The organism is Rathayibacter sp. CAU 1779, assembly GCF_054551755.1.
In genome coordinates this window covers 309,359-336,356 of the sequence record NZ_JBTOLK010000003.1, presented here as the reverse complement: position 1 = coordinate 336,356, position 26,998 = coordinate 309,359, and the positions used below count along the sequence as shown (strand labels likewise).

The window sequence follows — 26,998 nt, the reverse complement described above, 5'->3', positions numbered from 1 at the left end:
GCACGCGAGCCTGGTCCCCGGGATCGAGCGGGTCGTTGCCTAGGCTTGCCGCGATGCCTCCGACTGTCACCGCACTCGTCGTCGCACACCGCGGCGCCGAGCACCTCACTCGAAGCCTTGATGCACTCGCCGCGCAAACCCGGCCTGTCGACTCAGTGGTGGTGATCGGTGTGGCCTCCGACGAGGCGACGACTGCTGTCGCCACGGCTGCCGCACCTGGGGCGCTGCTCGCATCGAAGGAGAGGATCCCGTTCGGCGCCGCCATCGGGGTCGCCGTTCGCACACTGCCCCCACCGACATCCGACGACGAGTGGCTGTGGTTCCTCGCCGAGGACACGGCGCCGGAACCGGATGCACTCGCCCGCCTGATCGACACCGTTGCGGTGTCTCCGTCGGTCGCGGTGGCCGGGCCGAAGCTCGTGGACTGGGACGCGGCATCCGTGCTGCGCGAGCTGGGCCTCGCGATGACCAGGTTCGGTGCGACCATCGTGCCCGTCGAGGACGAATTCGATCAGGCGCAGCACGACCGCACGAGCGACATGCTGGCGGTTCCCGCAGCAGGAATGCTGATCAGGCACACCGTCTGGGAACGGCTCGGCGGATTCGATCCCGCGCTGCCCGTCTTCGACGACGGTCTCGACCTGTGCGTCAGGGCCCGTCTCGCGGGACACCGCGTGGTGATCGTCCCGACCGCACACCTGGCATCCGCCGCGGACGACGTGAGTGCCCCCCAGCGCAGCCCGAAGGGGCGTCGCCGGCGTCGCCAGCACCGTCAACGGCGTGCCGCACAGCTGCACAGGAGGATGGCGTACGCACCGGCGTTCGCCCTGTTCTTCCACTGGATCTCACTTGTGCCGCTCGCCGTGCTCCGTTCGCTCGGCCTGCTGCTGAGCAAACAGCCCGGATCGATCGGAGGCGAATTCGCCGCAGCCTTCGCGACCGCGTTCGGCGGAAGCCGGATCCGGCCGGCCCGATCGGCGCTGAAACGCGCGCGCACGGTCGGGTGGAGCGCGATAGCTCCGCTGCGCATTCCGCGGTCCGAAGTGGTGCGTGCGCGTGCGATCCGTCGCGAGGCGAGTCTGACTCGGGTGCACGGCGAGCGGCGCGAGCTGAACTTCTTCAGCGGAGGCGGCGCCTGGGTCGTGCTGGCGATGGCCGTGATGAGCATCGCGCTGTTCTCGCCGCTGCTCGGATCCGCGCAGATCGGCGGCGGTGGTCTGCTGCCGCTGAACGACGTGGGATCGCTCTGGTCCGGTCTCGGATACGGCTGGCGCGACATCGGCATCGGCTTCGTGGGCGCAGCCGATCCGTTCAACGCCGTGCTCGCCATCCTGGGGTCGCTCACTTTCTGGCAACCATCGTTCGCGATCGAGCTGCTCTGGTTCGCCGCCATGCCGCTCGCCGCGCTCGGTGCGTGGTTCCTCTCCACGCGGTTCACGCATCGCCCCGTGCTGCGTGCCACGTTCGCGCTGGTCTGGGCGCTGGCGCCGATGCTGTTCGACGCGCTGCAGCAGGGGCGGCCGGCCGCGGTGATCCTGCACATCCTGCTGCCCTGGCTGTTCTTCGCGGGCACGGCGGCGAAGCGGTCGTGGGCTGCGGCGGCGACCACGGGCATCCTCGCAGCGGCGGTGCTGGCATGCGCCCCCATCCTGGCGCCCGCGCTCTTCGTGATCTGGTTGATCGGCGTGATTCTCGCCGGCCGCGGAACCGGACGGATGCTGCCCATCCCGATCCCGGCCGTCGTGTTGTTCCTGCCCCTCGTCGTGCAGCAGAGTCTGCGCGGCACGCCGTTCGCGGTGTTCGCCGACCCTGGCCTGCCCCAGGAGGGTACGGAGGGGCATCCGCTCCACGTCGCACTCGGATTCGCGGACGGCGACCTCGGCGGATGGCAGTCGCTTGCGAGCCTGCTGGGCGTCAGCGGGATAGCACCGTCGATCGCCGTGCCGATCCTGATCGCGCCGATCGGTATCCTCGCCGTGCTTGCGCTGTTCCTGCGCGGAACCATCCGTGCGACGCTCTGCCTGGTCGGTGCGCTGCTCGGATTCGCAACGTCCGTTCTCACGCTTCACCTCTCGTTGTCGGTGTCCGGATCGCAGGCCGTTCCGGTGTATGCGGGCACCGCACTGAGTCTCTATTGGCTGGGGTTGATCGCTGCGGCGACGATGGCGCTGGTCGCGCTGGGCCGCTTCTCGATCGCGCCGGCAACGATCGTCGTGGCGTTCCTCGCCGTGGCTGTCGCACCGCTCGCCATCGCGATGCCGCTGCAGACCTCAGCGGTGTCACCGTCGGCGACGAGCGCTCTGCCGGCGTACGCGACGGCGCAGGCGCAGACCAAGCCGCGCATCGGAACCCTGCGGCTCACTCCGCAGTCCGACGGCTCGCTCGCTGCCCAGTTGGTGCACGGGACGGGGCAGACGCTCGACGATCAGAGCACCCTGAGCGCCACCAGTCGCAGCCTCACAACGGACGAGAAGAAGCTCGCGGTGCTGGCCGGAAACCTCACATCGACGAGCGGTCTCGACGCGTCGTCGCTGCTGAAGCACTTCGGGGTGTCGTTCGTGCTCCTGGAGACGACGGCGGGGGACGGCGTATCCCCGGCGTCGGCGACCACGGTGCGCGCCGAGACGGCGCTGGACGGCAATGCGTTGCTGACGCAGGTGGCGTCGACCGACGGCGCTGTGCTGTGGAGCGTTCCCGCGCAGAAGCACCAGGTGCCCGTCCCGCCGGACGCCGGCGGCTGGATCCGCGTGCTGGTGTTCATCGTGCTCGGCATCGTGATGGGGTTGACGCTGCTCCTGGCGCTCCCGACCGGCCGAACGGAACGGGGAAACCTCGGACGTCCGACGGCAGCCGAGGTGCTCGGCATGCATCCGGAGAAACGTCGAGCCGCCGAGAAGCGTGCGAAGCGGGGGACGAGGGATCCCGGGGGCGCCGGCGTCGACGTTCCCGAAACGGAGCCGGATACGGATACGGACGCCCATCCGGACGATCAGCCGCCGAGCCCGCCCGATCCTGATCCGCGAGACGACGTCGAGTCCGATGCCGATCCGCAGCGAGACGGCAGCCCCGACTCGGGAGCCGACGCCCCTTCGGAAGGCGACGCGGGCGCGGATCCCGATCCTGATCCCGGGCCGGGCTCGGACCAGGGAGAGGATGCGGCGCTGTCGCAGTCCTTGCCCACAGACGATGCCGACTCCGAGCCCGTCGACGAAGCGGACTCCGAGCCCGCCAACGATGCCGGCAGGATCGGCACGAACGCCGACGCGGACGAACCAGGCCCCGCATCCGATTCGATGGTCCACGAAGGTGCGGAAGGAGGCGGACGTGCCCAGTAAGCGCGCCATCGCACGAGGCAGCGTGCGCATCGTGGCCGGCGTAGTGGGCACCGGCGTCGCGGTCCTCGCGCTGCTCGGCGCCACGCTCCCGTGGCCGAGCTTCCGCATCGATCCTCCCGTGCACACCGTGACGCCCGTTCCGGCCGATCAGGAGCGCGTGTGCCCAGGACCTCTGCTCGACCAGGACGATGCCAGCAACGCGTCGTCTCTGTCGTCGGTCGGATCGCCGACCGTGGTGACGCGCGCCACGACGTCGGTCGCCCAGCGCGACCTCGACACGCCGAGCGTGCAGGGCGGCGGTTCGGCGCCCCGCCTGATCAGCACCCAGGCGGGTGACGCGGGCGGACGTCCGCTCATCGCGGGCGGGCAGTCGCAGAAGGCGTCGGAGTCGGACATCGCCGGCTTCGCCGCCGCGGCGTGCGGTGAAGCGACATCGGACAGCTGGCTCGTCGCCGGGGCCACGACCCTCGGGTCGACGAGTCTGGTGCTGCTGAGCAATCCGACGGCCGTGCAGGCAACGGTGGATCTCACGGTGTACACGGAGGCGGGGCGAGAGGAGGCTCCTGGCGCGCGCGGCCTCGTCGTGCGGGCGAACTCGCAGCTCGTGGTGCCGCTGGCGGGGATCGTGCCGAACGTGCAGGCATCCGTCGTGCACGTGCAGGCGACGGGAGGCAGGGTCTATCCGTCGCTGCAGCAGAGCAGCGTGCAGGGCCTGTCACCGCAGGGCGTCGAGCTCGTCGGACCGACAGCGGAGCCGGCACAGCAGTCCGTCATCCCGGGGATGACAGTGGCCAACATCGCGCGGGTCAGCGGCGGTGCAGACGGGGCGGCAGCCCAGCTGCCGAGCGTGCGGTTGCTCGCACCAGGCACGGAGGCGGTGCACGTCACGGTGACGGCGACCTCGGAGACGACGGCCGGCGTCGTGGACACGTCGCACATCACGCTTCAGGGTGGGACGGTGCGCGAGGTGCCGTTCTCGCACCTCATCGACGGTTCCTACACGGTCCGCGTTTCAGCGGACGGGCCGGTCGTCGCTGCGGCGCGCACGGTGGACGCTGTTGCCCCGGCCACCGGAGACGAGTCCGCGACGGCGCAGGCCGAGGCCGCGACGCAGGACTTCGCCTGGTTCGTGGCGTCGGCGCCGTTGCAGCAGCGTGCACTGCTGGCCGTTCCGACCGGGAAATCCCCGACGCTGCACCTCTTCAACGACGGCAAGTCCTCGGTCTCCGTGACGATCACCGGCAAGAGCGGCTCGCCACAGCACGTGTCGGTCGCCGGGGGAAAGGGCGTCGCGGTCCCGGTCAGCGCACGAGGAACGTATGAGCTCGATGGGACGGCGGGACTCTGGGCATCCGTCAGCCTGACGGCGGACGGAGCGTCGTCGTCGTTCGCGCTCAACCCGCCTGGACCCATGGCGCAGCCCATCGATGTCTACCCGAAGTGAGCGATCGAGCAGGTCGCTCAACGGGCTCGGTGCATCAATGCTGCGGCTGCCGCTCGACTGACCCGATCGCCAGTGGTCGCGGCTAGCCGCTCGACTGACTGAATCACCCTGGGGAACCCGAGCTCGCTCGGTTTCCCCGAGGCTCAATCGTCAGTAGTGGCCGAAGCGGCCGGGCGCGAGGTCCCAGGGGTCGCGGCCCATCAGCTCGGCCACCGCACGGAACACGCAGCTCTCCACGAGCAGCTTGCGGTGCAGGTCGTCGTTGCGATGCAGCTTCGCCAGCCGTTCGATCGGCACGCGGTAGAGCGTGATCGCCTTGTGGGTGTGGTCGACGCCCCAGCGCTCCACCTCGTCGAGACCGAGAGCGGATGACGGTGCCGCCGCGATCTGCACGCGCATGTCCGAAAGCTCGTCGGGCCAGACGCCCTTGAGGAAGTCGGCCGTGGCCGCGACAGTCATCTCGAAGACATCGATCCGGTCCTGCAGCAGCGGGAGGTGCGGACCCGTCACCGGGCCGCGGGACCCTCGCCCATGCCGATCCGAGCGACGCACCGCGCTGGCGTACCGCACGGGTCGGGATCGTGGCATGGGGACCATCCTAGGGTGCGGTGCACGGGGGGACGATGCGCGCGCGAGTAAGGTTGTGCCCTGATGAAGCCCCGTGTGTGCTCCAAGGTCGCGTGCTCCCGGGAAGCCGTGGCCACACTGACGTACGACTACGCCGATTCGATGGTCGTGCTCGGGCCGCTCTCGATCGCGCACGAGCCGCACACCTATGACCTGTGCGCGATCCACGCCGATCGCCTGTCGGCCCCGCAAGGATGGCAGGTCGTGCGTCACCAGGTGCTCGGCGGGCTGGACAGCGCGCCGCACGGCGAACTGCTCTGACGAGTCGGTGCGAGGAGCCGTCGTCACAGGCTCGCCGGTGCAGCGAACGTCCTGAGACAATGGGGCACATGACTTCGCTCTCCACCACGCAGCAGGCCGCAGGCCAGCAGGCCGCACAGCCGTTCGAGTACCGCGTTCGCGACCTCGGTCTCGCCGAGGCGGGTCGCCACCAGCTTCGGCTGGCCGAGCAGGAGATGCCGGGGCTGATGGCGCTGCGTGCGGAGTTCGGGGACGCCCAGCCGCTCGCCGGCGCCCGCATCGCCGGATCCCTGCACATGACAGTGCAGACCGCCGTGCTCATCGAGACGCTCGTCGCACTGGGAGCACAGGTGCGCTGGGCCAGCTGCAACATCTTCTCGACGCAGGACGAGGCGGCCGCCGCGGTCGTTGTGGGGCCGAACGGCACGGTGGATGACCCGCAGGGCGTTCCGGTGTTCGCCTGGAAGGGCGAGACGCTCGAGGAGTACTGGTGGTGCACCTCGCGAGTGTTCGATTGGAGTGCCGAGGCAACGGCATCCGGCGCCGACTTCACCGGGCCGAACCAGATCCTGGACGACGGCGGCGACGCCACGCTGCTCGTGCACCTCGGAACGCAGTTCGAGAGCGAGGGACGGGTTCCGGATGCCGCGCCCGGCGACTCGCACGAGTATCGCGTCATCCTCGACCTGCTGCGTACGTCGCTGGCGGAATCCGCAGACCGCTGGACACGGATCGGCACAGAGATCGTCGGCGTCACCGAGGAGACCACGACCGGCGCACACCGGCTGTACGAGCTGGAACGCGACGGAAAGCTCCTCTTCACCGCGATCAACGTCAACGACTCGGTCACCAAGTCGAAGTTCGACAACAAGTACGGCATCCGTCACTCGCTCGTCGACGGTCTGAACCGGGCAACAGACGTGCTGATCGGCGGCAAGGTGGCGTTCGTCGCCGGCTACGGAGATGTCGGCAAGGGGGCTGCGGAAGCGCTCCGCGGCCAGGGCGCCCGTGTGATCGTGAGTGAGATCGACCCGATCAACGCCCTGCAGGCGGCGATGGACGGATTCCAGGTCTCGCGCCTCGAGTCCGTGGTAGGCGAGGTGGACATCCTCGTGACGGGCACGGGCAACAAGGACGTCGTGCGCCTCGAGCACCTCCTCGCCATGAAGCACCTCGCGATCGTCTCGAACGTCGGACACTTCGACAACGAGATCGACATGGCCGCCCTGGAATCCCTCGAGGGCGTCGAGAGGGTCGAGATCAAGCCGCAGGTGCACGAGTGGCGCCTGCCGAACGGCCGCAGCGTGCTCGTGCTGAGCGAGGGACGCCTGATGAACCTCGGGAACGCGACGGGGCATCCGTCGTTCGTGATGAGCAACTCGTTCACGAACCAGGTGCTGGGTCAGATGGAGCTGCGGAACAACCTCGCGGCGTATCCGCTCGGTGTGTACACGCTGCCCAAGGTGCTCGACGAGAAGGTCGCGCGGCTGCACCTGGACTCGCTGAGTGTAGAGCTCACGACGCTCACGCCCGAGCAGGCGGCCTACATCGGCGTGCCCGTCGAGGGGCCCTACAAGTCGGACCACTACCGGTACTGACACTCGCACTCGACACTTGCGCCACTTGCGCATTCCCGCGCCGGCGAAGGTGGCGCAGTAATGCGCAAGTGGCGCAAGTGCGGCTAGGGGAAAGGCTGGCGAGTGCGGCTCGCGGGCGCTCAGTACTCGCTGCGGCCGCGGCGCCAGTAGCCCATGAAGGAGACGGCCTGGCGGTCGAATCCGACGTCGCGCACGAGGTGGCGGCGGATGCGCTTGATGGCCGCGGCCTCACCCGCCAGCCACACATAGCTGGCGGCGTGCCGGTCGTCGTCCGTGATGCGGTCTCCGGTGAGCGGATCCACTCCCGGCACCTCCCAGAGAGTCTCCGCCTCGATGTCGATGTCCTCGGGCTCGACGCCGGCGGGCATCGCGGATCCGTCGAACGCGACATCCGAGGTCACAGGCACGGAAGCGGTGGGGATCGGGAACGCGGCGCAGACGGCATCGGCCAGCGCCGCACCCGGCTCGTCGGAGCGCTCCACGAACCGCACGTCGACCCAGTCCGGTGCGTCGAGCGCTGCGAGGTCTGCGCCGTGCGGGAGCTCTGCGAAGACGGTGGCAGAGGCATCCGTCGGCAACGTCCGAAGGATGCATGCCATCGCCGGCAGGGCGGTCTCGTCTCCGGCGATCACGAAGCGTCGCGTGTCGGCCGGCGGTATCCAGCCGATCGCGCCGCGGTCGCCCTCGGATCTCGCGTTGGGCCCGAGCAGGCGCAGGGGCATCCCCACGTCGGCGCGCGCCGCCCATCCGGCACCCGGACCGGCGGACTCGGCGTGCAAGGCGAAGTCGATGTCGAGCTCGACGCCGGCGAACCCCTCCCGCCGGTCGCGGATCGTGTACGTGCGCATCGGCGGACGAACGTCATCGGACAGGGCCGACCACTGGGCGTACCAGGCGGGATCCTTGGCGCGCATGGACGGATATCCGCCCTGGGCGTTCGGGAACAGCAGCTTGATGCGCTGGTCGAATCCGTCCCAGGCGAGATCGTCGAGGCCGCGGCCGCCGAACGTGATGCGCACGAACGTGGGGGAGATGCGCTCCGTGGCGACCACCGTCGCATCGAACAGGCGGTACAGCGGCTCGGCGACGCCGTCGGAATCGTCAGCGCTCGACGGGACTGCCTCGGACGGGTCGGCGTTGGACACATCGGCGCTGGACCGGTCGGCAGGGGTCTCAACGAGTGACATCGGCCACCTCTTCCACGAGGAGAGCGCGCTCGGCTGCGCTCGTGGCGGATGATCCCGTGCGGTGGCGTCCGATCGGGATGACGAGCGGAGTGCCCGACACCGGATCGTCGACGATCGCGGCGTCGAGTCCGAAGACGTCGCGCACGAGGTCGCTGGTCACGATGTCGCGCGGAGTGCCCTCGGCGACGACCGCTCCGTCCTTCATGGCGATGAGATGGTCCGCGTAGCGTGTCGCCAGATTCAGCTCGTGCATCACGACGACGACAGCAGTGCCGCGGTGACTGAGGTCGACGAGCAGGTCGAGCACGTCGATCTGGTGAGCAACGTCGAGGTACGTGGTCGGCTCGTCGAGGAGCAGGATGTCCGGCTCCTGCGCGAGCGCCATCGCGATCCACACGCGCTGCCGCTGCCCGCCGGAAAGCTCCTCGACGCGGCGGTCCGCGAGCTCGAGGATGCCGGTGGATCCGAGCGCTCCCGCGACGGCCTCGTCGTCGCGCGAGCTCCATGGACGCGCCCACGACTGGTGCGGATACCGTCCGCGTCCCACCAGCTCGGACACCGTGACGCCCTCAGGGGCGACCGGACTCTGCGGCAGCAGGCCGACGACGCGCGCGACGGCCTTCGTCGGCGTGCGGCGGATGTCCGATCCGTCGAGCAGGACGGCGCCCTTGGCGGGCGCCATGAGGCGCGCCAACGCGCGGAGGAGGGTCGACTTGCCGCATCCGTTCGCCCCGACGATCATCGTGACGCCCTGCTGCGGCAGCTGAAGCGCGAGGTCGTCGACGACGACGCGATCGTCGTACGCGAGCGTGACGTGGTCGGCGGCGAGCGTGTGCGTCGTGCGCTGCTGGCTCACGAGACTCCTCCGGTTGCGGCGCTCCGGCGGCCGCCGCGGGCGAGCAGCCAGAGCAGGTAGGGGGCGCCGATCGCGCCCGTGACGACGCCGACGGGAAGCGTGACGCCGGGGATGAGGTGCTGGCCGACGAAGTCGCCGGCGAGCAGGATGGCGGCGCCCATGAGCGCTGAGGCGGGCACGAGAAGGCGGGTGGAGCGCAGCATGCGGGATGCGATGGGCCCGGCGAGGAAGGCGACGAACGCGACGGGGCCGGTGAGCGACGTGCCGACGGCGACGAGGGCGACGGACAGCAGGATGAGTGCCACCCGGTCCCGCTGCACCCGCGCGCCGAGCGCCGTCGCGGTGTCGTCTCCGAGGCGCAGCGTGTCCACGGTGCGGCCGGAGAACAGCGCGAACGGCAGGAGCACGATCAGCGCGATCGCCACGGCGGGCAGCTGATCCCAGAGGCTGCGGGAGAGGGATCCGGTGAGCCAGACGAGTGCCTGCTGCGCGTCGGCGATGTCGGAGCGTGTGATGACGTATCCGATCACGGCCTGGGCGGCCGTGCCGATGGCGATGCCGATGAGCACGAAGCGGTATCCGCTGGTGGATCGGCCGGCGGCGAGCACGAAGATGAGCAGCGCCGTGACCAGGGCGCCGCCCAGTGCGGCGACCGAGACGAGGAGGCCGGAAGCGCCGAAGACCGCTATCGCGACGACCGCCGCCAGGCCGGCGCCCGATGAGATGCCGATGACGTCAGGGCTCGCGAGGGTGTTGCGGAGGACGGACTGGAACAGGCATCCGGCCGCCCCGAAGGCGAGCCCGACGAGCAGCCCGCCGATCGCCCGCGGTAGCCGCAGCTCGCCGACCGTGAAGCTCGCGCCCGGCACGGTCTGGCCGAACAGCACGCGCAGCACGTCGCCGATCGGGGTGACGGTGGCGCCGATGCAGAGCGTGAGCACGATGAGCACGACCACGACGAGCGCCAGCGCCGACACCACGAGCGCGTCGCGATGTGCGGTCGCCCTCCTGGCCGAGCGGATGCCCGCCACGGCGGTCAGCAGGCCGCTGCCGTCGAGAGCGGATGCCGCACCGCCCGCTCGGTTCGCCTGCGTCGCGCTCACAGGGCCACCGCCTTCGTACGACGCACGAGTGCGATGAGGACCGGCGCGCCGATCACTGCCACGACGACGCCCACCTCGATCGTGGACGGACGTGCGATGAGCCGGCCGATGACGTCGGCGACAAGCAGCAGCACGCCGCCGAGGAACGCGGAGGCGGGAAGGATCCACCGGTAGTCGGCGCCGAAGACGAGGCGTGCGGCGTGCGGAACGGCCAGGCCGACGAACGCGATGGGCCCGGCCATGGCCGTGGCGGCACCGCACAGCAGCACGACGGCGACGGCGGTGAGCACGCGCGACAGCCCGACGCGGTGGCCGAGTCCTCTTGCGAGGTCGTCGCCGAGCGCTAGGGCGTTCAGCGCGGATCCCTGGAAAAGCGCGAGTACGAGCCCAACGGCGATGAACGGCGCGAGCAGGAGGATGGTCGACCATGCGGGTGCGGAGATCGATCCGATCTGCCAGAAGCGGTACGAGTCCAGCGACGCGACGTTGGTGAGCAGCACGCCGGTCGTGATCGACGCCGCGGCGGCCGTCACGGCGGCACCCGCAAGCGCGAGCGTGAAGGGAGTGGCTCCGCGACGCCCGGCGGAAGCGACGGCGTAGACCACGACTGCGGCGACCGCGGCGCCCGCGAACGCGAACCACACGGTTCCGATGGCGCTGGACACGCCGAGGAACGTCATGGCGATCACGACGAACAGGGCAGCACCGGAGTTGATGCCGAGGAGGCCGGGATCCGCGAGCGGATTGCGCGTGACGCCCTGCATGAGCGCCCCGCCGACGCCGAGCGCGGTGCCGATCAGGATCCCCGCCACGGTCGTCGGCACCCTGCTGAGCGCGGCCGCCGCGTCGATGCCCGGCACGTCCGGCGTCGTCAGCGCGTGCCAGACCTGGTCGAGCGGCACGTCACGCACACCGAACACGAGCGAGGCGACGGATGCCGCCACCAGGGCGAGCGCGCACGCCGCCATCCCCCAGCTGCGCACGGCCTTGCTACGACGCCGCGGCGTCGTGCGGGCGGATCCCACGGACCCGGATCCCGGGGGCGCGTGATCCGCAACGGCGGACGTGGGGGTGGAGGTCATGCTCTGCGTTCTGATCCTTCGGCTCGGCTTCTTCGGCTCAGCCGACCTTGTCGGCGGCCTTGGCCAGCTGCGGCACGTAGGTGGGCAGCACCCACGGGATGGACAGCACCGACGGCGCCGACGAGGCCATGATCTCCGTCGTGTCGTCGAGCACGACCACTGAGCCGCGCTTCACGGCCGGAATCTGGCTGAGCAGCGGGTCCTTCTTGATGAGGTCGTACGACCCTGCGTCGTCGACGTACAGCACGGCGATGTCGGCGTCGAGCGTGTCGGCCTTCTCGCTGCTGATCGTGCCGAAGAACTGCGAGCTGCCCTTCGCGAGCTTCTCGATCGACGGCGAGTTCTTCAGGCCGAGGTCGCCCAGGAACTTCACGCGGGCGTCGCTGGGCGTGTAGTACGTGATGGTCGACAGATCCTTCGGGTCGATCCAGATATACATCACGGTCTTGCCCTTGATCTGCGGGTACTTCGCAGTCTCCGCGCTGATCGTCTTCTCGGTGCTCGCGATCAGCTTCTGCGCCTGCGCCTTCTTGCCCAGTGCCTCGCCGTCCGTGAGGGTCGTGTCGCGCCACGGGGTGCCCCATGCCGCCTTCGGATACGACACCGTCGGTGCGATCTTGCTCAGCGTGGAGTACTCCTGCTTCGTCAGCCCGGAGTAGGCACCGAGGACGACGTCGGGCGTCGAATCCGCGATCTTCTCGTACGGGATGCCGTCGGTCTCGTCGTTCAGCTGCGGCGTCTTCGCACCCGCCTTCTTCAGTGCGGCGGCCGTCCACGGCAGCACGCCGTCGCCGTCGTCGTCCCCGTAGGTGGCCTTGGACATCGAGACCGGGATATCGCCCAGCGCGATCGCCGCGTCCTGGTTGGTCCAGCTGATGGTGGCGACCCGCTTCGGCTCGGACTGGATCACCGTGGTGCCGTACGTGTTCTTCAGCGAGACGGGGAAGGTCCCGCTCGCGGATTCCGCGTCGTTCGTGCTCGACGCCGCGGTGCTGGAGCAGCCGGTCAACGCCAGGGCTGTTGCGGCGAGCACCGCGACGACGGCGAGCCGACCCCTGAGAAGGCGAGCGGGCGAGGCGGAGTGGGCGCGGGTGATCATTGTGTCCTTCGGGTCGGGCGGATCCGCAGTGCACCGCACCGTTGAATCGGCCGGTCGCACCGCGACGTGGTCGGGCGACGGTGCCCGTGGCGTGCCGCACGCTGCGGCGAGGTGAGCGGCTTCCTCGGCCGATTCGGCCAGTAGGTAAGCCTTACCTAACTCCGGTAACCCTAACCCAGACTCGAGCCCCGGGTCCAGCCAGACGATCCGAATCGACGTGCGAGGTGTGAGGTGTGCGCCGTGCGGCCAGGGTTCAGCGGGGCGGGAAGCCCGGCGGGAGCGCGGTGAGCGCCGGCTGCACCCTGGCGAGGCGCACGCGCTCGCCCATCAGGGCGGCGTACTCGCGATCCCGGCGGAGCGCGGACACCGCCACGAGGAACGACTCGGCGTCCGTGTTCGGAAGCGGCGAGACGTACGGGGACGCCTCGCGCGCGAGATCCGTGGCGACGCGGATGCGGGCATCCGCGGTCAGAGTGTCGGCGTGGCGCAGGAACTCTGCGATGCGACGCGCCAGACGGGGCGGCAGGGCGGCGACATCGGCGACGACGGCCCAGCCGGCCAAGTGCGGAGGAAGCGGCGGGGGAGGGACGGGCGGGGCGGGCATCCGCTGCACCTGCGAATAGGTGCCGGCCAGCCAGTCGCCGACCCGCCGCGAACGCGCGCTCAGCAGCCCGGTCACGGCGGCGATGCCTCCGAACGTGAGGTAGATCTCGACGACGCCCGCCAGCGACCGCACGAACGCGTGCCGCAGCAGTTCCGCGCCGCCGTCGTCGCGCACGATGCGCGCCCCGATCGCGAGCTTGCCCAGGCTCCGACCGTGGCTGAGGGTTTCGACCGCCGTCGGCACCACGAGGAACATCACTGCGATGATCGCGACCTGGATGGCGGCCGTCGCCGCAGGATCGAGCGCTTTCGACGCCGCGCTGAGCGCCCAGAACAGCAGGATCACGACGCCGTACGTCGCGACGACGTCGATGAGCAGTCCCGCAGCGCGCAGCACGAAGCTCGCAGCACGTGCATCGAACGCCACGGCCTCGCCGGTGACCTGGCGGTCTCCGTCGGCGTACTCGTTCAGCGTGGTGTCGACGAAGCGAGGATTGCCCGCAGCCCCGCTCGTCATGGCTACCATCTAAGCAGTCATGGATGCCGATGCGTACGCCGCAGCCCACAGCGCGGAGTGGGACCGACTCGGCGCGCTGTCCGCGCAGCGCAGGCTCGACGGACCGGATGCGGACGACCTCATCGCCGGGTACCAGTCCACGGCGACGCAGCTCTCGGCCCTCGGTTCGACGGACGGGGACAGCGCGTACACGGATCGCGTCGCCACCGTTCTCGCCAGGGCACGGCTGCGCTTCACCGGTGGAGGCGGCAGTGCCGCCGGTGCCGTCGCGCGATTCTTCGCGATAGCCCTTCCCGCGGCCCTGTACCGGGTGCGCTGGGTCACGCTGGGCGTCGCGGTCGGCACGGTGATCGTGGCGTTCCTCACCGCCTGGTGGCTCGTGGCGGATCCCAAAGTGCTCGCCGCCGTCGGCACCAACGTCGACCTGAAGCAGTACCTGAACCACGACTTCATCGACTACTACTCGCGCAACCCCGCGGCATCCTTCGCCGGCCAGGTGTGGACGAACAACGCGTGGCTGGCCGCGCAGAGCGTCGCGACGGGGATCCTCGGGGTGTACGTGCCGTACATCCTGATCCAGAACGCGGTGAACCTCGGGCTCGCGGCCGGCATCTTCACGCACTTCGGGCGCACGGACGTCATGTTCTCGTACATCCTTCCGCACGGGATGCTCGAGCTCACCTCGCTCTTCGTCGCCGCCGCGGCCGGCCTGCGCATCTTCTGGGCGTGGGTCGCTCCTGGACCGCGCACCAGAGCGCAAGCGCTCGCGCAGGAGGGTCGCGCACTGTTCGCGGTCGCCGTCGGCACGGCGATCAGCCTGTTCTGCTCCGGCCTGATCGAGGGATTCGTCACGCCGTCCGACCTCCCGATCTGGGCGAAGATCGCGATCGGAGTCCTCGCACTTGCCGCCTTCCTCGTCTACATGCTCGTGCTCGGCAGACGGGCGGCGCTCGCCGGCGAGACGGGCGACCTCGATGGAGCGGATGTCGCGACCCGTCGCCTCATCGCCGCCTAGGTCGCGGCCCCCACGCCGCATTCGACAACACGCGACGACGGGTCCCAGGAGTCCTGGGACCCGTCGCCATGGTCCGTCCGCCGGATGTCGGCGGTCGATGCCGGCCTAGGCGGCCGTCTGCTTGATCAGGCCGCCGAACAGCGGCTTGAACGTGAAACCGGCCAGGAACCCGCCGACGATCGGGAACAAGATGAAGACCCACAGCTGCGCGAGGTTCTCGGGGCCGCCGTAGATGGCAGCGGCGATCGAGCGTGCCGGGTTCACCGACGTGTTGTCGACCGGGATGCTGATCAGGTGGATGAGCGTCAGCGTGAGGCCGATGGCCAGTGCCGCGAATCCTGGTGCCGCCCCCTCGCTGGTGACCCCGATGATCACGTAGAGGAACACGGCCGTGAGGATGATCTCGATCAGAATCGCCGATCCAAGGCCGAATCCGCCGGGTGAGTGCTCGCCGTAGCCGTTGGAGCCGAAGCCAGACGCCACCGATTTCGTGAGGAATCCGCGCGGGCCTCCCGCGGCGATCCAGAACAGCAGCGACGATCCGATGATGGCACCGACGAGTTGGGCGATGACGTAGCCCACCACGTCGCGCCAGGGGAACCGTCCGGCCGCGGCGAGCCCCAGCGTGACGGCCGTGTTGAAGTGCCCGCCGGAGATGGGTCCGAGCGAGTAGGCGCCGACGACGACGGTGAGGCCGAACGCGAGCGCGACGCCCAGGAAGCCGACGTTGAGCCCGCCCACTCCGCTCTTGAATCCGGCGGCGAAGACGGCGGTGCCGACGCCGCCGAAGACCAGGATGAGCGTGCCCACCGCTTCGGCGAGCATGCGCGATAGCAGGGTCGGTGTGGGTTTCGCTGTCGGATTGGTGGTCTCGGACATGGTGTTCCCCCGAAGAAATGTGTGGACGTTACCCGCGGATATGCCGGGAATCGGCATGTCCTGCCTTTCGGCACGATAACTACCCCCGAACGAGCGGCGGAGGTGCGCCGGGGCGTGTCGTCGTCTTCGCGACAGTGTTATGGTGAACGAAGTTATCTTGAACTATTCAAGATAAGGACGAGCGAGACCACAGTGACGACAGCCATCGAAGACCTGCACAGCGCCCTGCGCGGGCGCGGGCTGCGTGTCACCGAGCCGCGCGTCGCCGTGTTCCGTGCCGTGCAAGCGCATCCGCACGCCGACACGGAGACGATTCTCGCGGCGGCGCGGTCCGAGCTTCCACAGGTCTCGCACCAGGCGGTGTACGACGGCCTGCATGCACTGACGGATGCGGGACTCGTGCGTCGCATCCAGCCCGCCGGCTCGCTCGCCCGCTACGAGGTGCGCGTCGGCGACAACCACCACCACCTCGTGTGCCGTGTGTGCGGGAGCGTCGAAGACGTCGACTGCGTCGTCGGCGAGGCCCCCTGTCTCACGCCGGACGACGACCACGGCTATGTGATCGACACTGCCGACGTCGTGTTCTGGGGCGTGTGTCCCAGCTGCAGCACACCCTGAGCTTCGGCGCCCGCCGTCGCGGCGCTTAGCCGTCATGACCATCCACCCATCCCGCTATGAAGAAGGATCACATCGTGAGCGACAATTCCGACCGACTGGTCAGCGAAACGGCACTCATCGCCGACGAGGGCTGCCCCGTGCCGCACGGCGACGCGAGCGGCAACCGCCCCTCGAACATCAGCTGGTGGCCAGAGCGCCTGAACCTCAAGGTCCTTGCGAAGAACCCCGCGGTGGCGAACCCGCTCGGCGCCGACTTCGACTACGCGACCGAATTCCAGAAGCTCGACCTCGCAGAGGTGAAGGCCGACATCCTGGCCACCCTCACCACTTCCCAGTCGTGGTGGCCGGCGGACTTCGGCAACTACGGACCGCTCATCATCCGCATGGCGTGGCACAGCGCCGGAACGTATCGCGTGCACGACGGGCGCGGGGGAGCGGGAAGCGGCCAGCAGCGGTTCGCACCGCTGAACAGCTGGCCGGACAACGTCGGACTGGACAAGGCGCGGCGCGTGCTCTGGCCGGTGAAGAAGAAGTACGGCAAGTCGCTGTCGTGGGCCGATCTGATGATCCTGGCCGGCAACGTGGCCCTCGAGTCGATGGGCCTGAAGACGTTCGGCTACGCCGGCGGACGTATCGATGCGTGGGAGCCGGATGACGACGTCTACTGGGGCCCGGAGTCCACGTGGCTGGGCGACGAGCGGTACACGGGAGACCACGAGCTGGAGGCGCCGCTGGCCGCCGTACAGATGGGTCTCATCTACGTGAACCCCGAGGGCCCGAGCGGCAACCCGGATCCGCTCGCGTCCGCCAGGGACATCCGCGAGACGTTCAAGCGCATGGCGATGGACGACGAGGAGACCGTCGCACTCATCGCGGGCGGCCACACCTTCGGCAAGACGCACGGTGCGGGCCCGGACAGCAACGTCGGACCGAATCCGGAGTCCGCAGGGCTCGAGGAGCAGGGGCTCGGCTGGAAGAACGGGTTCCGCTCCGGCAAGGGCGACGACCAGATCACCTCCGGCCTGGAGGTGACGTGGACCTATCACCCGACCCGCTGGGACAACGAGTTCTTCCACATCCTCTTCGCCTACGAGTGGGAGCTCATGGAGTCGCCGGCCGGTGCCAAGCAGTGGCGTCCGAAGGACGGCGGCGGGGCGGACATGGTGCCGCTGGCGCACTCCGACGGACGCCGAGAGCCGCGCATGCTCACCTCCGACCTCGCCCTGCGCTTCGACCCGGTGTACGGACCGATCTCGCGCCGGTTCAAGGACGACCAGAAGGCGTTCGAGGACGCCTTCGCCCGCGCCTGGTTCAAGCTCACCCACCGCGACATGGGTCCGCGCGACCGCTACCTCGGATCCGAGGTGCCGGAGGAGGAACTCATCTGGCAGGATCCGGTGCCCGCGGCGACCGGAACACTGAGCGACCCGGACATCGCAGCGCTGAAGGCGGCGGTGGCGGCATCCGATCTGACGGTGTCCGAGCTGGTGTCGACGGCATGGGCGTCGGCGTCGACCTACCGCGGCGGCGACAAGCGCGGCGGTGCGAACGGTGCGCGCATCCGTCTCGAACCGCAGAAGCACTGGGCGATCAACCGTCCTGAGCAGCTGCAGAGGGTCCTCGGCACGCTCGAGCAGATCAAGGAGCAGTCGGGAACGAGCGTGTCGCTGGCCGACCTCATCGTGCTCGCCGGCGGCGTGGGCGTCGAGCAGGCGGCGAAGGCCGCAGGCGTCGACGTGCAGGTGGGCTTCACCCCTGGACGCACGGATGCCACGCAGGAGCAGACGGACGTCGAGTCGTTCGGCTACCTCGAGCCCCGCCAGGACGGTTTCCGCAACTACGTCGGCGTCGTCGGCGGCGCGCCCGAGGAGTTCCACTTCGTCGACCGTGCGAACCTGCTCACGCTGAGCGCACCGGAGATGACGGTGCTGCTGGGCGGGCTTCGTGTGCTCGGCACGAACTGGGACGGTTCGGAGACCGGCGTCTTCACGACGCGCAAGGGGCAGCTGACGAACGACTTCTTCGTGTCGCTGCTTGACCTCGGCACCGAGTGGACCCCGCTCGACGAGGGCGGTCACGCCTACCGCGGTGTCACCGCGGACGGCACCACGCTGATCGGCTCCCGCGTCGATCTCCTGCTCGGATCCAACTCCGAGCTGCGCGCCATCGCCGAGGTGTACGCGAGCGATGACGCCCAGCAGAAGTTCGTGAACGACTTCGCTGCCGCGTGGCAGAAGGTGATGGAGCTCGGCCGCTTCGTCCTGTCCGGGGATGGGGTTACAGCCGGCCGGAGGCCTTCAGCTGCAGATACCTGTCGGCCAGCGCGGGCGGCAACTCGGCGGGCGGAGCCGACACGACGTCCGCTCCGAGCTGGCGGATGGCGCCTGCGACGCGAGTGCCGTCCAGCAGCGCGCGTTCCGCCGCGGCCGCCCGATAGAAGGATCCGATGTCGTCGTGCTGTCCCGCGGTCTGCGCGATCGCGGGATCCATCACGGATGCGATGACCACCGTGTGCGTCTTCGTCAGCTGCGGCAACGCGGCAAGTAGGCCGGTCGCCGAGCCGGGAGCCGAGGCATCCGTGAGCAGGACGACCATGGCGTGCCTGTGGGTGATGGCGCGCACCTGCGCCGGCACCGCCGACCAATCGGATTCGATGAGCTCCGGCTGCACGTCCGCCAGCGCTGTGACGAGCCGAGACAGAAGGGACGAGCCCTTGGCGCCGACGACGCGTGCGCGCACCCGTCTGTCGAATGCCACGACGTCGACCCGATCACCTGCGCGATCGGCCAGAGCAGCCAGCAGCAGGGCGGCCTCGAACGCGGTGTCGAGGCGGGGCTCGTCGGCCACGCGCGCGGCCGACGTGCGGCCGCTGTCGATGACGACCACGATGCGTCTGTCGCGCTCGGGGCGCCACGTGCGCACCATGATGCCCGATCCGGATCGGGCCGCGGCGGAGGTGCGTGCCGTCGCGCGCCAGTCGATGGACCGCACATCGTCGCCGGCGACGTACTCGCGCAACGAGTCGAACTCGGTGCCCTCGCCGCGCACCATCACCGGGGTCGTGCCCTCCAGCTCGCGCAGCCTGGTCAGCCGGGACGCCAGGTGCTTGCGCGAGTGGAACGGCGGCAGCACCCGCAGCTCGCCCGGCGCCCGCAGTGTGACCTGCCGCGACCACAGGCCGAGGGGGCCGGCGGAACGGATCGCGACGAACTCGACGCGACGCGTTCCGCGGCGGCGCGGGGTCAGCGTGAGGGTGAGCATCCGTCGTTCGCCGGCAGGCACGTTCAACAGCACCCGCGCCGGCGCGTGACCGGCAGATGTGAGGCCGGCGGAGGGCGGCCAACCGTCGCGCAGGCGGCCGCGCAGCCTACGAGCGCCGAGGTTGGTGACCGTCAGCGTCTGGGTCACGGTCTCGCCGAGACGGACGCGGGACGGGAGCATCCGCTCGACGCGTACGCGCCGCGGAGATGATGCGACAAGCAGGTCGATCACTCCCAGCGCGCAGCAGAACACCACCCACCACACGAGCGCGAAGTACGCACCCGGTGCGCTTGCGCCGAACACCACGATCGGCACAAGCCCCACGGCGAGGAGCACGGCGAAACGTCCGCTGATGGCCACCGGCGTCGCCTAGAGGGGAACCTGCACCTGCTGCAGCACGGAGCGCAGGATGCCGTCGGCCGAGACGCCCTCCAGCTCCGCCTCTGGCTGCAGCTGCAGGCGATGCCGCCACGCCGCCGGCGCCATCGCCTGCACGTGGTCGGGGGTGATGGCGTCGTATCCGCCGAGCCAGGCGTACGCCTTGGCGGCGGCCAGCAGCGCGGTCGCGCCGCGCGGGCTCACGCCGAGGCGAACGGACGGGCTCTGCCGCGTGGCCCTGGCCAGATCGACGATGTACGCGAGAACGTCGGCTCCGGCGCTCACCCGGCGCACCGCATCCCTGGCGCGCAGCACTCCCGTGGCGTCGAGCACGGGACGGATGCCCGCTGCCGCCAACTCCTTCGGGTCGAAGCCCGCCGAATGGCGGCGCAACACCTCGAACTCCGTGTCGCGGTCCGGCAGGTCGAGCACCAGCTTGAGCAGGAACCTGTCCAGCTGCGCCTCCGGCAGCGTGTACGTGCCCTCGTACTCGATCGGATTCTGGGTTGCCGCCACGAGGAACGGATCCGGCAGCGGAAGCGTCTCGCCGTCCGCGCTCACCTGCCTTTCCTCCATGGCCTCGAGCAGCGCGGCCTGCGTCTTCGGCGGAGTTCGGTTGATCTCGTCGGCGAGCAGCACATTCGTGAACACCGGACCGTGCCGGAACACGAACGCCGCCGACTTCGCGTCGTACACGACGGACCCGGTCACATCGCCAGGCATCAGGTCGGGGGTGAACTGCACGCGCTTCATATCCAGCGACAGGGATGCCGCGAGCGAGCGCACCAGCAGCGTCTTCGCCACGCCGGGAACGCCTTCCAGCAGCACGTGGCCGCCGGTGAGGAGTGCGACGAGCAGGCCTGTGACAGCGGCCTCTTGGCCGACGACCGCCTTGGCCACCTCGGCGCGCACGCCGGCGAAAGCGGCGCGGTCGTCTCCTACAGCGGATGCGGCGGGAGGCACCTGCGCGCGGCCGGCGTCCTCCGGTCGCTGCGTGGCGTTGGTCGGGTCGGTCATCGGCGGGTCACTCCTCGTCGCGGTCGGTGCTCGTAGCGGTCGGCGCAGGCCTTCCGAGCGTATCGGTCGCCCCGCCCACGGCACTGCGCACCTCTCGCTCGAGATCCGCCAGTAGGGATGCCGTCGCGAGCGCCTCGAGGTCGGTTCGCGGCATCGAGTCCACCAGTGCGTCCCGCACCTCGGCGATCGAGCGACCGGTCAGCCCCGCCGTCGCCAGCACGATCTGGTCGACGTGCGCGTTCGCCGGCAGCCCGCAGAGCCGGCCGATCCGGCGCAGGGCGCCGACCCGGAGCGCGTCAAGAGCGTGCGAGCGAGCGGATGCCGCGCGATAGAGGTGCGCGCGTCCGTCGATCGTCTCGCCGGCTCGGATCACGACCGGCAGGTCTTCGACCACGAGGGGCCCGAACCGGCGTCCACGCCAGATCGCCGCGACGACGACAACGGCGATCAGCAGGATGATCGCGGGCGTGAGCCACGCAGGCGTCAGCTCAGCGATCGTCGGGACGCCGGATGCCGTGGCATCCGCTGCCGACGGCAGGTACCAGACGAGCGTGCCGTGGGATCCGAGCAGACCGATCGCGAGTGCGGCGTTGCCGGCCCTCTGGATGCCGCCGTTCTGCAGAATTCCGGCGCCCACGACGCTCACCGTCGTGTCGCCCGACCGTGTCTGGGCGAGCGCGTAGGAATTGCCGAGCGGGAAACATCCGACGGCGTCGCCGGTGATGCGGTAGGCGGTGTCGACGCCCGCGACGGATCCGGCACGTCCCGCGGCGCCGGCACCGCAGCGCGGTGCCGCCGATGTCGTGCGCCCGGGATGTCCGGCCATCCGCACCTCGGGTGCGATGGCCTGCAACTGCGCGAAGCCGGGGCCGACGGCGACAACGTCGGTGCCGAGGCCGAGCACGGAACGCGACTGCGTGGCATCCAGGATCCCGCTCGGGTCGGAGATCAGCACGGTGGTGTCGTCGCGATCGGATGCCGCCTGCCGCGCCTCTTGCAGCGTCCCGGCCGTTCGCACGTCGACCCCGTGTTCCTGCAGAACGCGTGCCAGTGCCTGCGCACCCTGCGGCGCCGGATTGTTCGCCCCCATCGGGTCCAGGCTGCTGGAGGCGAGGGAGAGCTGGATCGCCGTGGCGATCCCCGCGCCCACCAAGAGGATGACGACGAGCACGATCCAGCCACGGGCCCTTCGCAGGCTCTGCCGGGGTGTGCGGGACAGCACGGGAGCGGTGGCGGTCATGGTGACGCCACCGCGTCGGACGTCGCGAACACGGGCCTGGCCTTCGCGAGCTCGCGATCGAGCTCGAGGAGGGCGGTGTAGTCATTGCCGATTGCGCGCCGTCCGAGGTACCGGACGCCGTCGAAGAGCGTCGCAGCGCCGTGCAGCCGTGCGGCGAACGCGGGCAGCGCGCCGGATGCCTCTGCGGCCAGCTCCTGCGCCGTCGTGCCGGGAAGGACAAGCACGATGGTTCGGTCGCCGAGGGCACGGCCGATGGCGCGGAACAGATCGCGCACCGCCTCGTCGTACCTGCCGGCCGAGGCGGCCGAGGCAGCGAGACGGCGCAGCTCGTCGGCCGACCGGTCATCCTGTGCGTCGAAGACCGAGGGTGCCGACCGCCGGCGCGACAACCGTGGCACTCCGAACACGACGAAGGCGGCGATCACGATGGCGGCGAGCAGGGCGACGCCGATGCCGGCCATGATCCAGGCGGCGTTGCCGCCGATCCCGCTGCCGAGCGAGGAGAACCACTCGGAGATCTGCTGTGCGAGCCGATCGAACCAGGTCGGTTTCGCGGCCTGATACTCGGGCTTGGCCAGCTCGTGCCGCAGCCACTGCTGAGCGGTCGGGCCATCCGGGCTCAGCGGCGGAGCATCCAGGTGCGCACGCTGCAGGAGTATCAGCACGGCGTTAGACGCTGCGCTCACGGAGTGTCCTGCGTCCACGGAACGTTCTGCGCTGCCGAACTGGTCTGCGTGGTCGAACCACTCTGCGCAGAGTATGCACCCGGTGTTGATGGAACACCCCAGACGTGCTGGTAGACCCAGGCGGGTGTCGCGAACGGGTCGCCGGCATCCGGGACGCCGGCGGCGCGGTCGTCGACCACGCGACGCAGGTCGGCGTCGAGGCCCTCGCGCCGCATCCGCAGGTCGAGATAGACGGTCGTCGCGGTCGCCGATTCCACCACCGAGGTGACGGAGCCGATCAGCGTTCCCACCACGAGCGACAGCACGTAGTAGACGATCGTGACCGTGATGGCGTTTCCGCTCTGCAGCGATCCCGTCGGGCTGATCACGGAGATGAGGATCGTGTAGATCGCCTGCAGCGGCACGGTGACGATGCTGTTGGCGACGGAGCAGACGAACCAGACGAGCACGAGGGTGCCGAACGTGCGCCAGAACGATCGCCGGGTGAGCTGCCACGAGCGGTGCAGAGCACGGAACACGCCGGTCTTCTCTACAACGATGACGCTGGGCGTGAGGGCGGTCTTCGTGCCCGCCCAGACCCACACCGCGATCAGGCCCAGCACGACGAAGACGACGGCGAGCACCGTGACGAGCACCGAGCCGGCCGCTGACGTGAGGATCCCGACGCCGAGCGGAATCAGAACGGATGCCACCACGGCGGCCGCCAGCAGCACCGTCCAGCCGATGAGGCGCCAGCGTCGGCCACGCGTCGAGCGCCACAGTCCGCGCAGGGTCAGCTTCTCGCCGAGCGCACCTCGCGCCACCTCGGTGGCGACGAGGCCCTGCACCATGGCCGTGCCGATGAGGGAGATGACGACACCGACGAGGATCGCGGCGATCAGCAGCGCGACGCTTCCTGAAGCGATGAGCTGCTGGTCCCGCGACTGCTCCTGGCTCGCCGTGACGATGCGCAGCACGGCGAACGCCGCCGTCGCGCCAACGACGACGACCGTGGCGACGGTGGTGATGAGCTGCACGATGAGGGCTCCGCCGACCGTCGCGCGCGGATTGTGGCGCAGCACGGCGAACGGCGTACCGAACAGCCGGCCGAACGTCATCGGACGCAACGGGAAGAGGCCGGGCTTCGGCGGAGGGGTCCAGTTCTGCCAGCCGGGGGCGCCTGCGCCCGGCTGCTGCCATCCCGTCTGGCCGGGGTGCTGCCAGCCCGGCTGACCCGGGTACTGCCAGCCCGGCTGGCCGGGATACTGCCAGCCCGGCTGACCCGGGTACTGCTGCCATCCGCTCTGGCCCGGGTATTGCTGCCCACCAGGGTATTGCTGCCCGTACTGCGAAGCGCCCTGCGCGCCCGGCGACGGCGGCGCCCACGACTCCGGAGCGGTCCATCCGGTGTCCTGCGATTGCGGGTCGGACGGGTCGCCCCCATGGACAGACTGTTGCCGCGACGGCGCATGCTCGCTCGCGCCGGGCTCGACCGGATTCTGGGAATCGCTCACCGTTGATGACCTGCCGCTGCTCGTGTCCAGGGTTTCCCCATCCTGGCACACCGGATCCGTCCCATCTCGCCCCGCGACTCACCGCACTGCGGCGCACCTCCCGCGGCTGTTCAACCCGGCCTGTCGACTACTCTTGTGCCATGGTCTCGCCCGCGTGGACGCCTTCCGCGGGCGCCGAAGAGGAATCAGGACCCCTGACTGGCATGAACGCACGAATCCTGGTTGTCGACGACGACACCGCACTGGCCGAGATGATCGGCATCGTGTTGCGGACCGAGGGCTTCGAACCCAGCTTCTGCGCCGATGGCAGCCTCGCGATCGAGACATTCCACAGCGCGAAGCCCGATCTGGTCCTGCTCGACCTCATGCTGCCAGGCATGGACGGCATCGAGGTGTGCTCGCGCATCCGTGCGGAGTCCGGCGTGCCGATCATCATGCTGACCGCGAAGTCCGACACGGCGGATGTCGTCAAGGGCCTTGAATCCGGCGCGGACGACTACATGGTCAAGCCGTTCAACCCGAAGGAGCTGGTGGCTCGCATCCGCACCAGACTGCGGCCCGCGGCATCCGCTCCGGCGACGGACCTACTGCGCGTCGGCGACCTGGAGATCGACGTCGCGGCGCACGAGGTGCGACGCGGCGACGACCGGATCAGCCTGACGCCGTTGGAGTTCGATCTCCTGATCGCGCTCGCCTCCAAGCCGCAGCAGGTCTTCACGCGCGAGATGCTCCTGGAGCAGGTGTGGGGCTACCACTACAAGGCGGACACCCGACTCGTGAACGTGCACGTGCAGCGGCTGCGTGCGAAGGTCGAAGACGACCCGGACAACCCGAAGATCGTGATGACCGTGCGCGGCGTTGGCTACCGCGCCGGCGCGACGCCGTGACCGGCGCCCACTGAGAAGAGTCCGCGTGTTCCTGGGCGTCGACTGGCGACGGTGGCGGGAGTGGCCCCGCCGCCTGGCGCACCTGTGGCGCACCAATCTGCAGTTCCGCACCATCCTGATCACCGTGGCCCTCACCGGTGCTGCCGTGCTCATCGCCGGCCTGCTGGTGTCGTTCGTGGTCGGCAACGGCCTGTACCAGTCGCGCCTCGAGCAGGCGTATCGCGACTCCGCCAGGGCCACCACCGACGCCCAGAAGAAGCTGGACGCCTCGGACGCGACCGACCCGGAGGCCGTCGAGAACCTGTTCCTCCAGGTGTTCGGCGATGTGAAGAACTCCACGGCGACCGGGCTCGTCGCCTCGTTCCGCGTGCCGGGGCAGGGGATCGACCCCGGTGCACCCGTCGGCGTCTCCACGTTTGGGTCGGGCAAAGACGTCATCACCGCCGACATGCGCAAGGCGGTGAAGTCGTCGCCGCACGCGGTGTTCGCCCAGTCGGTCGCTCTGCCGGCGACGGACGGCACGACCCGCCCCGGCATCGTCGTCGGCTCGCAGCTCCAGCTGCCGACGGCCGGCCACTACGAGCTGTACATCGGCTACGACCTCTCCGACTCCGAACAGACGCTGCTCTTCGTGCAGAGGACTCTGCTCGTCGTCGGCCTCGCACTGCTGCTGCTCATCGCGGCCATCACCTACCTCGTGGTGCGCCTCGTCGTCACGCCCATCAGGATCGCCGCGCAGACCAGCAGACGCCTCGCCGACGGAGACCTCGAAGTGCGTATGCCGATCGCCAACGAAGACGCCTTCGCCACCCTCGCGAGATCGTTCAACGGAATGGCGGATGCCCTCCAGCGGCAGATCACGCAGCTCGCGACGCTCTCTCAGCTGCAGCAGCGCTTCGTGAGCGATGTCTCGCACGAGCTGCGTACCCCGCTCACCACCATCCGTCTCGCCGGCGACGTCATCTACGACCAGCGCGAAGACTTCCCGCCGGCCACCGCGCGCACGGCCGAGCTGCTGCACACGCAGATCGAGCGCTTCGACACCCTGCTCTCCGATCTGCTCGAGATCAGCAGGTACGACGCAGGATCCGTGGTGCTCGAGCCGGAGCCGACGAACCTCGTGCGCCTGGCCGACGACGCCGTCGACGACATGCGGCCGCTCGCCGTGACGAAAGGATCCGAACTCCGGCTCGAGGCGCCGGGCGGTTACTTCGAGGTCGACATGGATGCCAGGCGGGTGCGCCGCATCCTGCGCAATCTGCTCGGCAACGCGATCGAACACGGCGAGGGCGGACCGATCGTCGTCGTCGTCGACAGCAACCAGTCTGCCGTCGCGATCGGCGTGCGCGACTACGGCCTGGGGATGAACGAGCACGAAGTGCTGCACGTGTTCGACAGGTTCTGGCGCGCCGATCCGTCACGCAAGCGCACCATCGGCGGCACCGGCCTCGGTCTGGCGATCTCGCTGGAAGACGCAACGCAGCACGAGGGATGGCTCGACGTCTGGTCCTCTCCTCATGAGGGGTCCCACTTCCGGCTGACCCTGCCCCGCACGCCGGGCGAGCCCATCGTCTCGTCGCCGATCCCGCTCGCCCCCGAGGATGCGCCCCGCGACGCCGAAGGCCGTCCCATCGGCATTGAGCGGATCGGCAACCGTCACGACGGCGACTCCGACGGCAACGGTGACGAACGCGGCGGCCGGAATCGCCGTGGCGGAGGACGCTCCCGCCGCGGCCGGGGCGACTCGTCGGGTCGGCAGGGCGATTCCTCCGGTGGGCAGGGCGGCACCGGTCCGGTCACCACATCGACCGGTCTGACGAGGGGACGGTGAAC

The 26,998-nt window shown here is 69.7% G+C and carries 21 protein-coding genes and 1 pseudogene; 9 read left to right on the top strand and 13 right to left on the bottom strand.

The window, feature by feature from the left end; translation table 11 throughout:
- The first annotated feature begins 53 nt into the window (after positions 1-53).
- Positions 54-3,335 (top strand): glycosyltransferase, encoded by a 3,282-nt coding sequence (locus ACX9R5_RS15690; RefSeq protein WP_459409978.1) that lies wholly within the window; start codon positions 54-56, stop codon positions 3,333-3,335.
- Positions 3,325-4,779, top strand: a complete 1,455-nt coding sequence (locus tag ACX9R5_RS15685) for a DUF5719 family protein (RefSeq protein WP_459409977.1) — start codon at positions 3,325-3,327, stop codon at positions 4,777-4,779. The genes ACX9R5_RS15690 and ACX9R5_RS15685 overlap by 11 nt, the downstream gene beginning before the upstream one ends.
- A 150-nt stretch (positions 4,780-4,929) precedes the next feature.
- On the opposite strand, the gene ACX9R5_RS15680 is transcribed toward ACX9R5_RS15685, so the two are convergent.
- Positions 4,930-5,367, bottom strand: a complete 438-nt coding sequence (locus ACX9R5_RS15680; RefSeq protein ID WP_459409976.1) for a metallopeptidase family protein — start codon at positions 5,365-5,367, stop codon at positions 4,930-4,932.
- Positions 5,368-5,430: 63 nt separating this feature from the next.
- Here ACX9R5_RS15680 and ACX9R5_RS15675 point away from each other — a divergent pair, with 63 nt between their 5' ends.
- Both ACX9R5_RS15675 and ahcY read left to right on the top strand, forming a co-directional pair.
- The gene (locus ACX9R5_RS15675; RefSeq protein WP_170026367.1) at positions 5,431-5,667 is read left to right on the top strand and encodes a DUF3499 family protein; all 237 of its coding nucleotides are present in this window, start codon (positions 5,431-5,433) and stop codon (positions 5,665-5,667) included.
- Positions 5,668-5,735: 68 nt separating this feature from the next.
- A complete protein-coding gene (ahcY, locus tag ACX9R5_RS15670; protein WP_459409975.1) occupies positions 5,736-7,244 on the top strand; it encodes an adenosylhomocysteinase in 1,509 nt (502 codons plus the stop codon).
- Between the two features lie 119 nt (positions 7,245-7,363).
- Here ahcY and ACX9R5_RS15665 read toward each other — a convergent pair whose 3' ends face one another.
- The 6 genes from ACX9R5_RS15665 to ACX9R5_RS15640 form a co-directional block, all read right to left on the bottom strand.
- The gene (locus tag ACX9R5_RS15665; RefSeq protein ID WP_459409974.1) at positions 7,364-8,431 is read right to left on the bottom strand and encodes a siderophore-interacting protein; all 1,068 of its coding nucleotides are present in this window, start codon (positions 8,429-8,431) and stop codon (positions 7,364-7,366) included.
- Positions 8,418-9,287: an ABC transporter ATP-binding protein gene (locus tag ACX9R5_RS15660; RefSeq protein WP_459409973.1), complete on the bottom strand. Its 870-nt coding sequence runs from the start codon at positions 9,285-9,287 to the stop codon at positions 8,418-8,420. The genes ACX9R5_RS15665 and ACX9R5_RS15660 overlap by 14 nt, the downstream gene beginning before the upstream one ends.
- Complete coding sequence (locus ACX9R5_RS15655; RefSeq protein ID WP_459409972.1) at positions 9,284-10,390, bottom strand: FecCD family ABC transporter permease; 1,107 nt, start codon at positions 10,388-10,390, stop codon at positions 9,284-9,286. The genes ACX9R5_RS15660 and ACX9R5_RS15655 overlap by 4 nt, the downstream gene beginning before the upstream one ends.
- Positions 10,387-11,472 carry a FecCD family ABC transporter permease gene (locus ACX9R5_RS15650; protein ID WP_459409971.1) on the bottom strand — a complete coding sequence of 362 codons (1,086 nt, stop codon included), beginning with the start codon at positions 11,470-11,472 and terminating at the stop codon, positions 10,387-10,389. Before ACX9R5_RS15650 ends, ACX9R5_RS15655 begins: the two co-directional genes overlap by 4 nt.
- A gap of 37 nt (positions 11,473-11,509) precedes the next feature.
- Complete coding sequence (locus tag ACX9R5_RS15645) at positions 11,510-12,571, bottom strand: iron-siderophore ABC transporter substrate-binding protein (RefSeq protein WP_459409970.1); 1,062 nt, start codon at positions 12,569-12,571, stop codon at positions 11,510-11,512.
- Positions 12,572-12,824: 253 nt separating this feature from the next.
- On the bottom strand, positions 12,825-13,691 hold the full coding sequence (locus ACX9R5_RS15640) for an RDD family protein (protein ID WP_459409969.1): 867 nt from the start codon (positions 13,689-13,691) through the stop codon (positions 12,825-12,827).
- Positions 13,692-13,710: 19 nt separating this feature from the next.
- Here ACX9R5_RS15640 and ACX9R5_RS15635 point away from each other — a divergent pair, with 19 nt between their 5' ends.
- On the top strand, positions 13,711-14,706 hold the full coding sequence (locus ACX9R5_RS15635; protein ID WP_459409968.1) for a stage II sporulation protein M: 996 nt from the start codon (positions 13,711-13,713) through the stop codon (positions 14,704-14,706).
- Between the two features lie 105 nt (positions 14,707-14,811).
- Here the strand turns inward: ACX9R5_RS15635 and aqpZ are convergent, their stop codons facing one another.
- Entirely contained in the window at positions 14,812-15,585 is a 774-nt protein-coding gene (aqpZ, locus tag ACX9R5_RS15630; protein ID WP_459409967.1) for an aquaporin Z, read from the bottom strand.
- A 192-nt stretch (positions 15,586-15,777) separates the two neighbouring features.
- On the opposite strand from aqpZ, the gene ACX9R5_RS15625 reads away from it, so the two are divergent.
- Both ACX9R5_RS15625 and katG read left to right on the top strand, forming a co-directional pair.
- Entirely contained in the window at positions 15,778-16,203 is a 426-nt protein-coding gene (locus ACX9R5_RS15625; protein WP_459409966.1) for a Fur family transcriptional regulator, read from the top strand.
- Positions 16,204-16,259: 56 nt separating this feature from the next.
- The gene (katG, locus tag ACX9R5_RS15620) at positions 16,260-18,707 is read left to right on the top strand and encodes a catalase/peroxidase HPI (protein ID WP_459409965.1); all 2,448 of its coding nucleotides are present in this window, start codon (positions 16,260-16,262) and stop codon (positions 18,705-18,707) included.
- Between the two features lie 34 nt (positions 18,708-18,741).
- On the opposite strand, the pseudogene ACX9R5_RS15615 reads toward katG, so the two are convergent.
- From ACX9R5_RS15615 to ACX9R5_RS15595, 5 genes and pseudogenes are all read right to left on the bottom strand, one after another.
- Positions 18,742-19,254: pseudogene (locus ACX9R5_RS15615) on the bottom strand (DUF58 domain-containing protein); the annotation flags it as partial.
- A 579-nt stretch (positions 19,255-19,833) separates the two neighbouring features.
- Positions 19,834-20,859 carry an AAA family ATPase gene (locus ACX9R5_RS15610; RefSeq protein ID WP_459409964.1) on the bottom strand — a complete coding sequence of 342 codons (1,026 nt, stop codon included), beginning with the start codon at positions 20,857-20,859 and terminating at the stop codon, positions 19,834-19,836.
- 7 nt (positions 20,860-20,866) lie between these two features.
- Positions 20,867-22,099 carry a DUF4350 domain-containing protein gene (locus ACX9R5_RS15605; RefSeq protein ID WP_459409963.1) on the bottom strand — a complete coding sequence of 411 codons (1,233 nt, stop codon included), beginning with the start codon at positions 22,097-22,099 and terminating at the stop codon, positions 20,867-20,869.
- On the bottom strand, positions 22,096-22,785 hold the full coding sequence (locus ACX9R5_RS15600; protein WP_459409962.1) for a DUF4129 domain-containing protein: 690 nt from the start codon (positions 22,783-22,785) through the stop codon (positions 22,096-22,098). The genes ACX9R5_RS15605 and ACX9R5_RS15600 overlap by 4 nt, the downstream gene beginning before the upstream one ends.
- Positions 22,782-24,278 carry a hypothetical protein gene (locus ACX9R5_RS15595; RefSeq protein WP_459409961.1) on the bottom strand — a complete coding sequence of 499 codons (1,497 nt, stop codon included), beginning with the start codon at positions 24,276-24,278 and terminating at the stop codon, positions 22,782-22,784. Before ACX9R5_RS15595 ends, ACX9R5_RS15600 begins: the two co-directional genes overlap by 4 nt.
- Before the next feature lie 203 nt (positions 24,279-24,481).
- Between ACX9R5_RS15595 and mtrA the strand changes: the two genes are divergently transcribed.
- Together mtrA and mtrB are read left to right on the top strand one after the other, a co-directional pair.
- Entirely contained in the window at positions 24,482-25,165 is a 684-nt protein-coding gene (gene mtrA / locus ACX9R5_RS15590; protein WP_459409960.1) for an MtrAB system response regulator MtrA, read from the top strand.
- A gap of 25 nt (positions 25,166-25,190) precedes the next feature.
- Positions 25,191-26,996 (top strand): MtrAB system histidine kinase MtrB, encoded by a 1,806-nt coding sequence (gene mtrB, locus ACX9R5_RS15585; RefSeq protein WP_459409959.1) that lies wholly within the window; start codon positions 25,191-25,193, stop codon positions 26,994-26,996.
- Positions 26,997-26,998 lie beyond the last annotated feature (2 nt).

What these genes read in the sequence shown, in the direction of transcription:
- ACX9R5_RS15690 (WP_459409978.1), top strand. Translation starts at nt 54, where the DNA reads ATGCCTCCGACTGTCACCGCACTCGTCGTCGCACACCGCGGCGCCGAG.
- ACX9R5_RS15680 (WP_459409976.1), bottom strand. Translation starts at nt 5,367, where the DNA reads ATGCCACGATCCCGACCCGTGCGGTACGCCAGCGCGGTGCGTCGCTCG.
- ACX9R5_RS15675 (WP_170026367.1), top strand. Translation starts at nt 5,431, where the DNA reads ATGAAGCCCCGTGTGTGCTCCAAGGTCGCGTGCTCCCGGGAAGCCGTG.
- ahcY (WP_459409975.1), top strand. Translation starts at nt 5,736, where the DNA reads ATGACTTCGCTCTCCACCACGCAGCAGGCCGCAGGCCAGCAGGCCGCA.
- ACX9R5_RS15665 (WP_459409974.1), bottom strand. Translation starts at nt 8,431, where the DNA reads ATGTCACTCGTTGAGACCCCTGCCGACCGGTCCAGCGCCGATGTGTCC.
- ACX9R5_RS15650 (WP_459409971.1), bottom strand. Translation starts at nt 11,472, where the DNA reads ATGACCTCCACCCCCACGTCCGCCGTTGCGGATCACGCGCCCCCGGGA.
- ACX9R5_RS15645 (WP_459409970.1), bottom strand. Translation starts at nt 12,571, where the DNA reads ATGATCACCCGCGCCCACTCCGCCTCGCCCGCTCGCCTTCTCAGGGGT.
- ACX9R5_RS15640 (WP_459409969.1), bottom strand. Translation starts at nt 13,691, where the DNA reads ATGACGAGCGGGGCTGCGGGCAATCCTCGCTTCGTCGACACCACGCTG.
- ACX9R5_RS15635 (WP_459409968.1), top strand. Translation starts at nt 13,711, where the DNA reads ATGGATGCCGATGCGTACGCCGCAGCCCACAGCGCGGAGTGGGACCGA.
- aqpZ (WP_459409967.1), bottom strand. Translation starts at nt 15,585, where the DNA reads ATGTCCGAGACCACCAATCCGACAGCGAAACCCACACCGACCCTGCTA.
- katG (WP_459409965.1), top strand. Translation starts at nt 16,260, where the DNA reads ATGAAGAAGGATCACATCGTGAGCGACAATTCCGACCGACTGGTCAGC.
- ACX9R5_RS15610 (WP_459409964.1), bottom strand. Translation starts at nt 20,859, where the DNA reads ATGACCGACCCGACCAACGCCACGCAGCGACCGGAGGACGCCGGCCGC.
- ACX9R5_RS15605 (WP_459409963.1), bottom strand. Translation starts at nt 22,099, where the DNA reads ATGACCGCCACCGCTCCCGTGCTGTCCCGCACACCCCGGCAGAGCCTG.
- mtrA (WP_459409960.1), top strand. Translation starts at nt 24,482, where the DNA reads ATGAACGCACGAATCCTGGTTGTCGACGACGACACCGCACTGGCCGAG.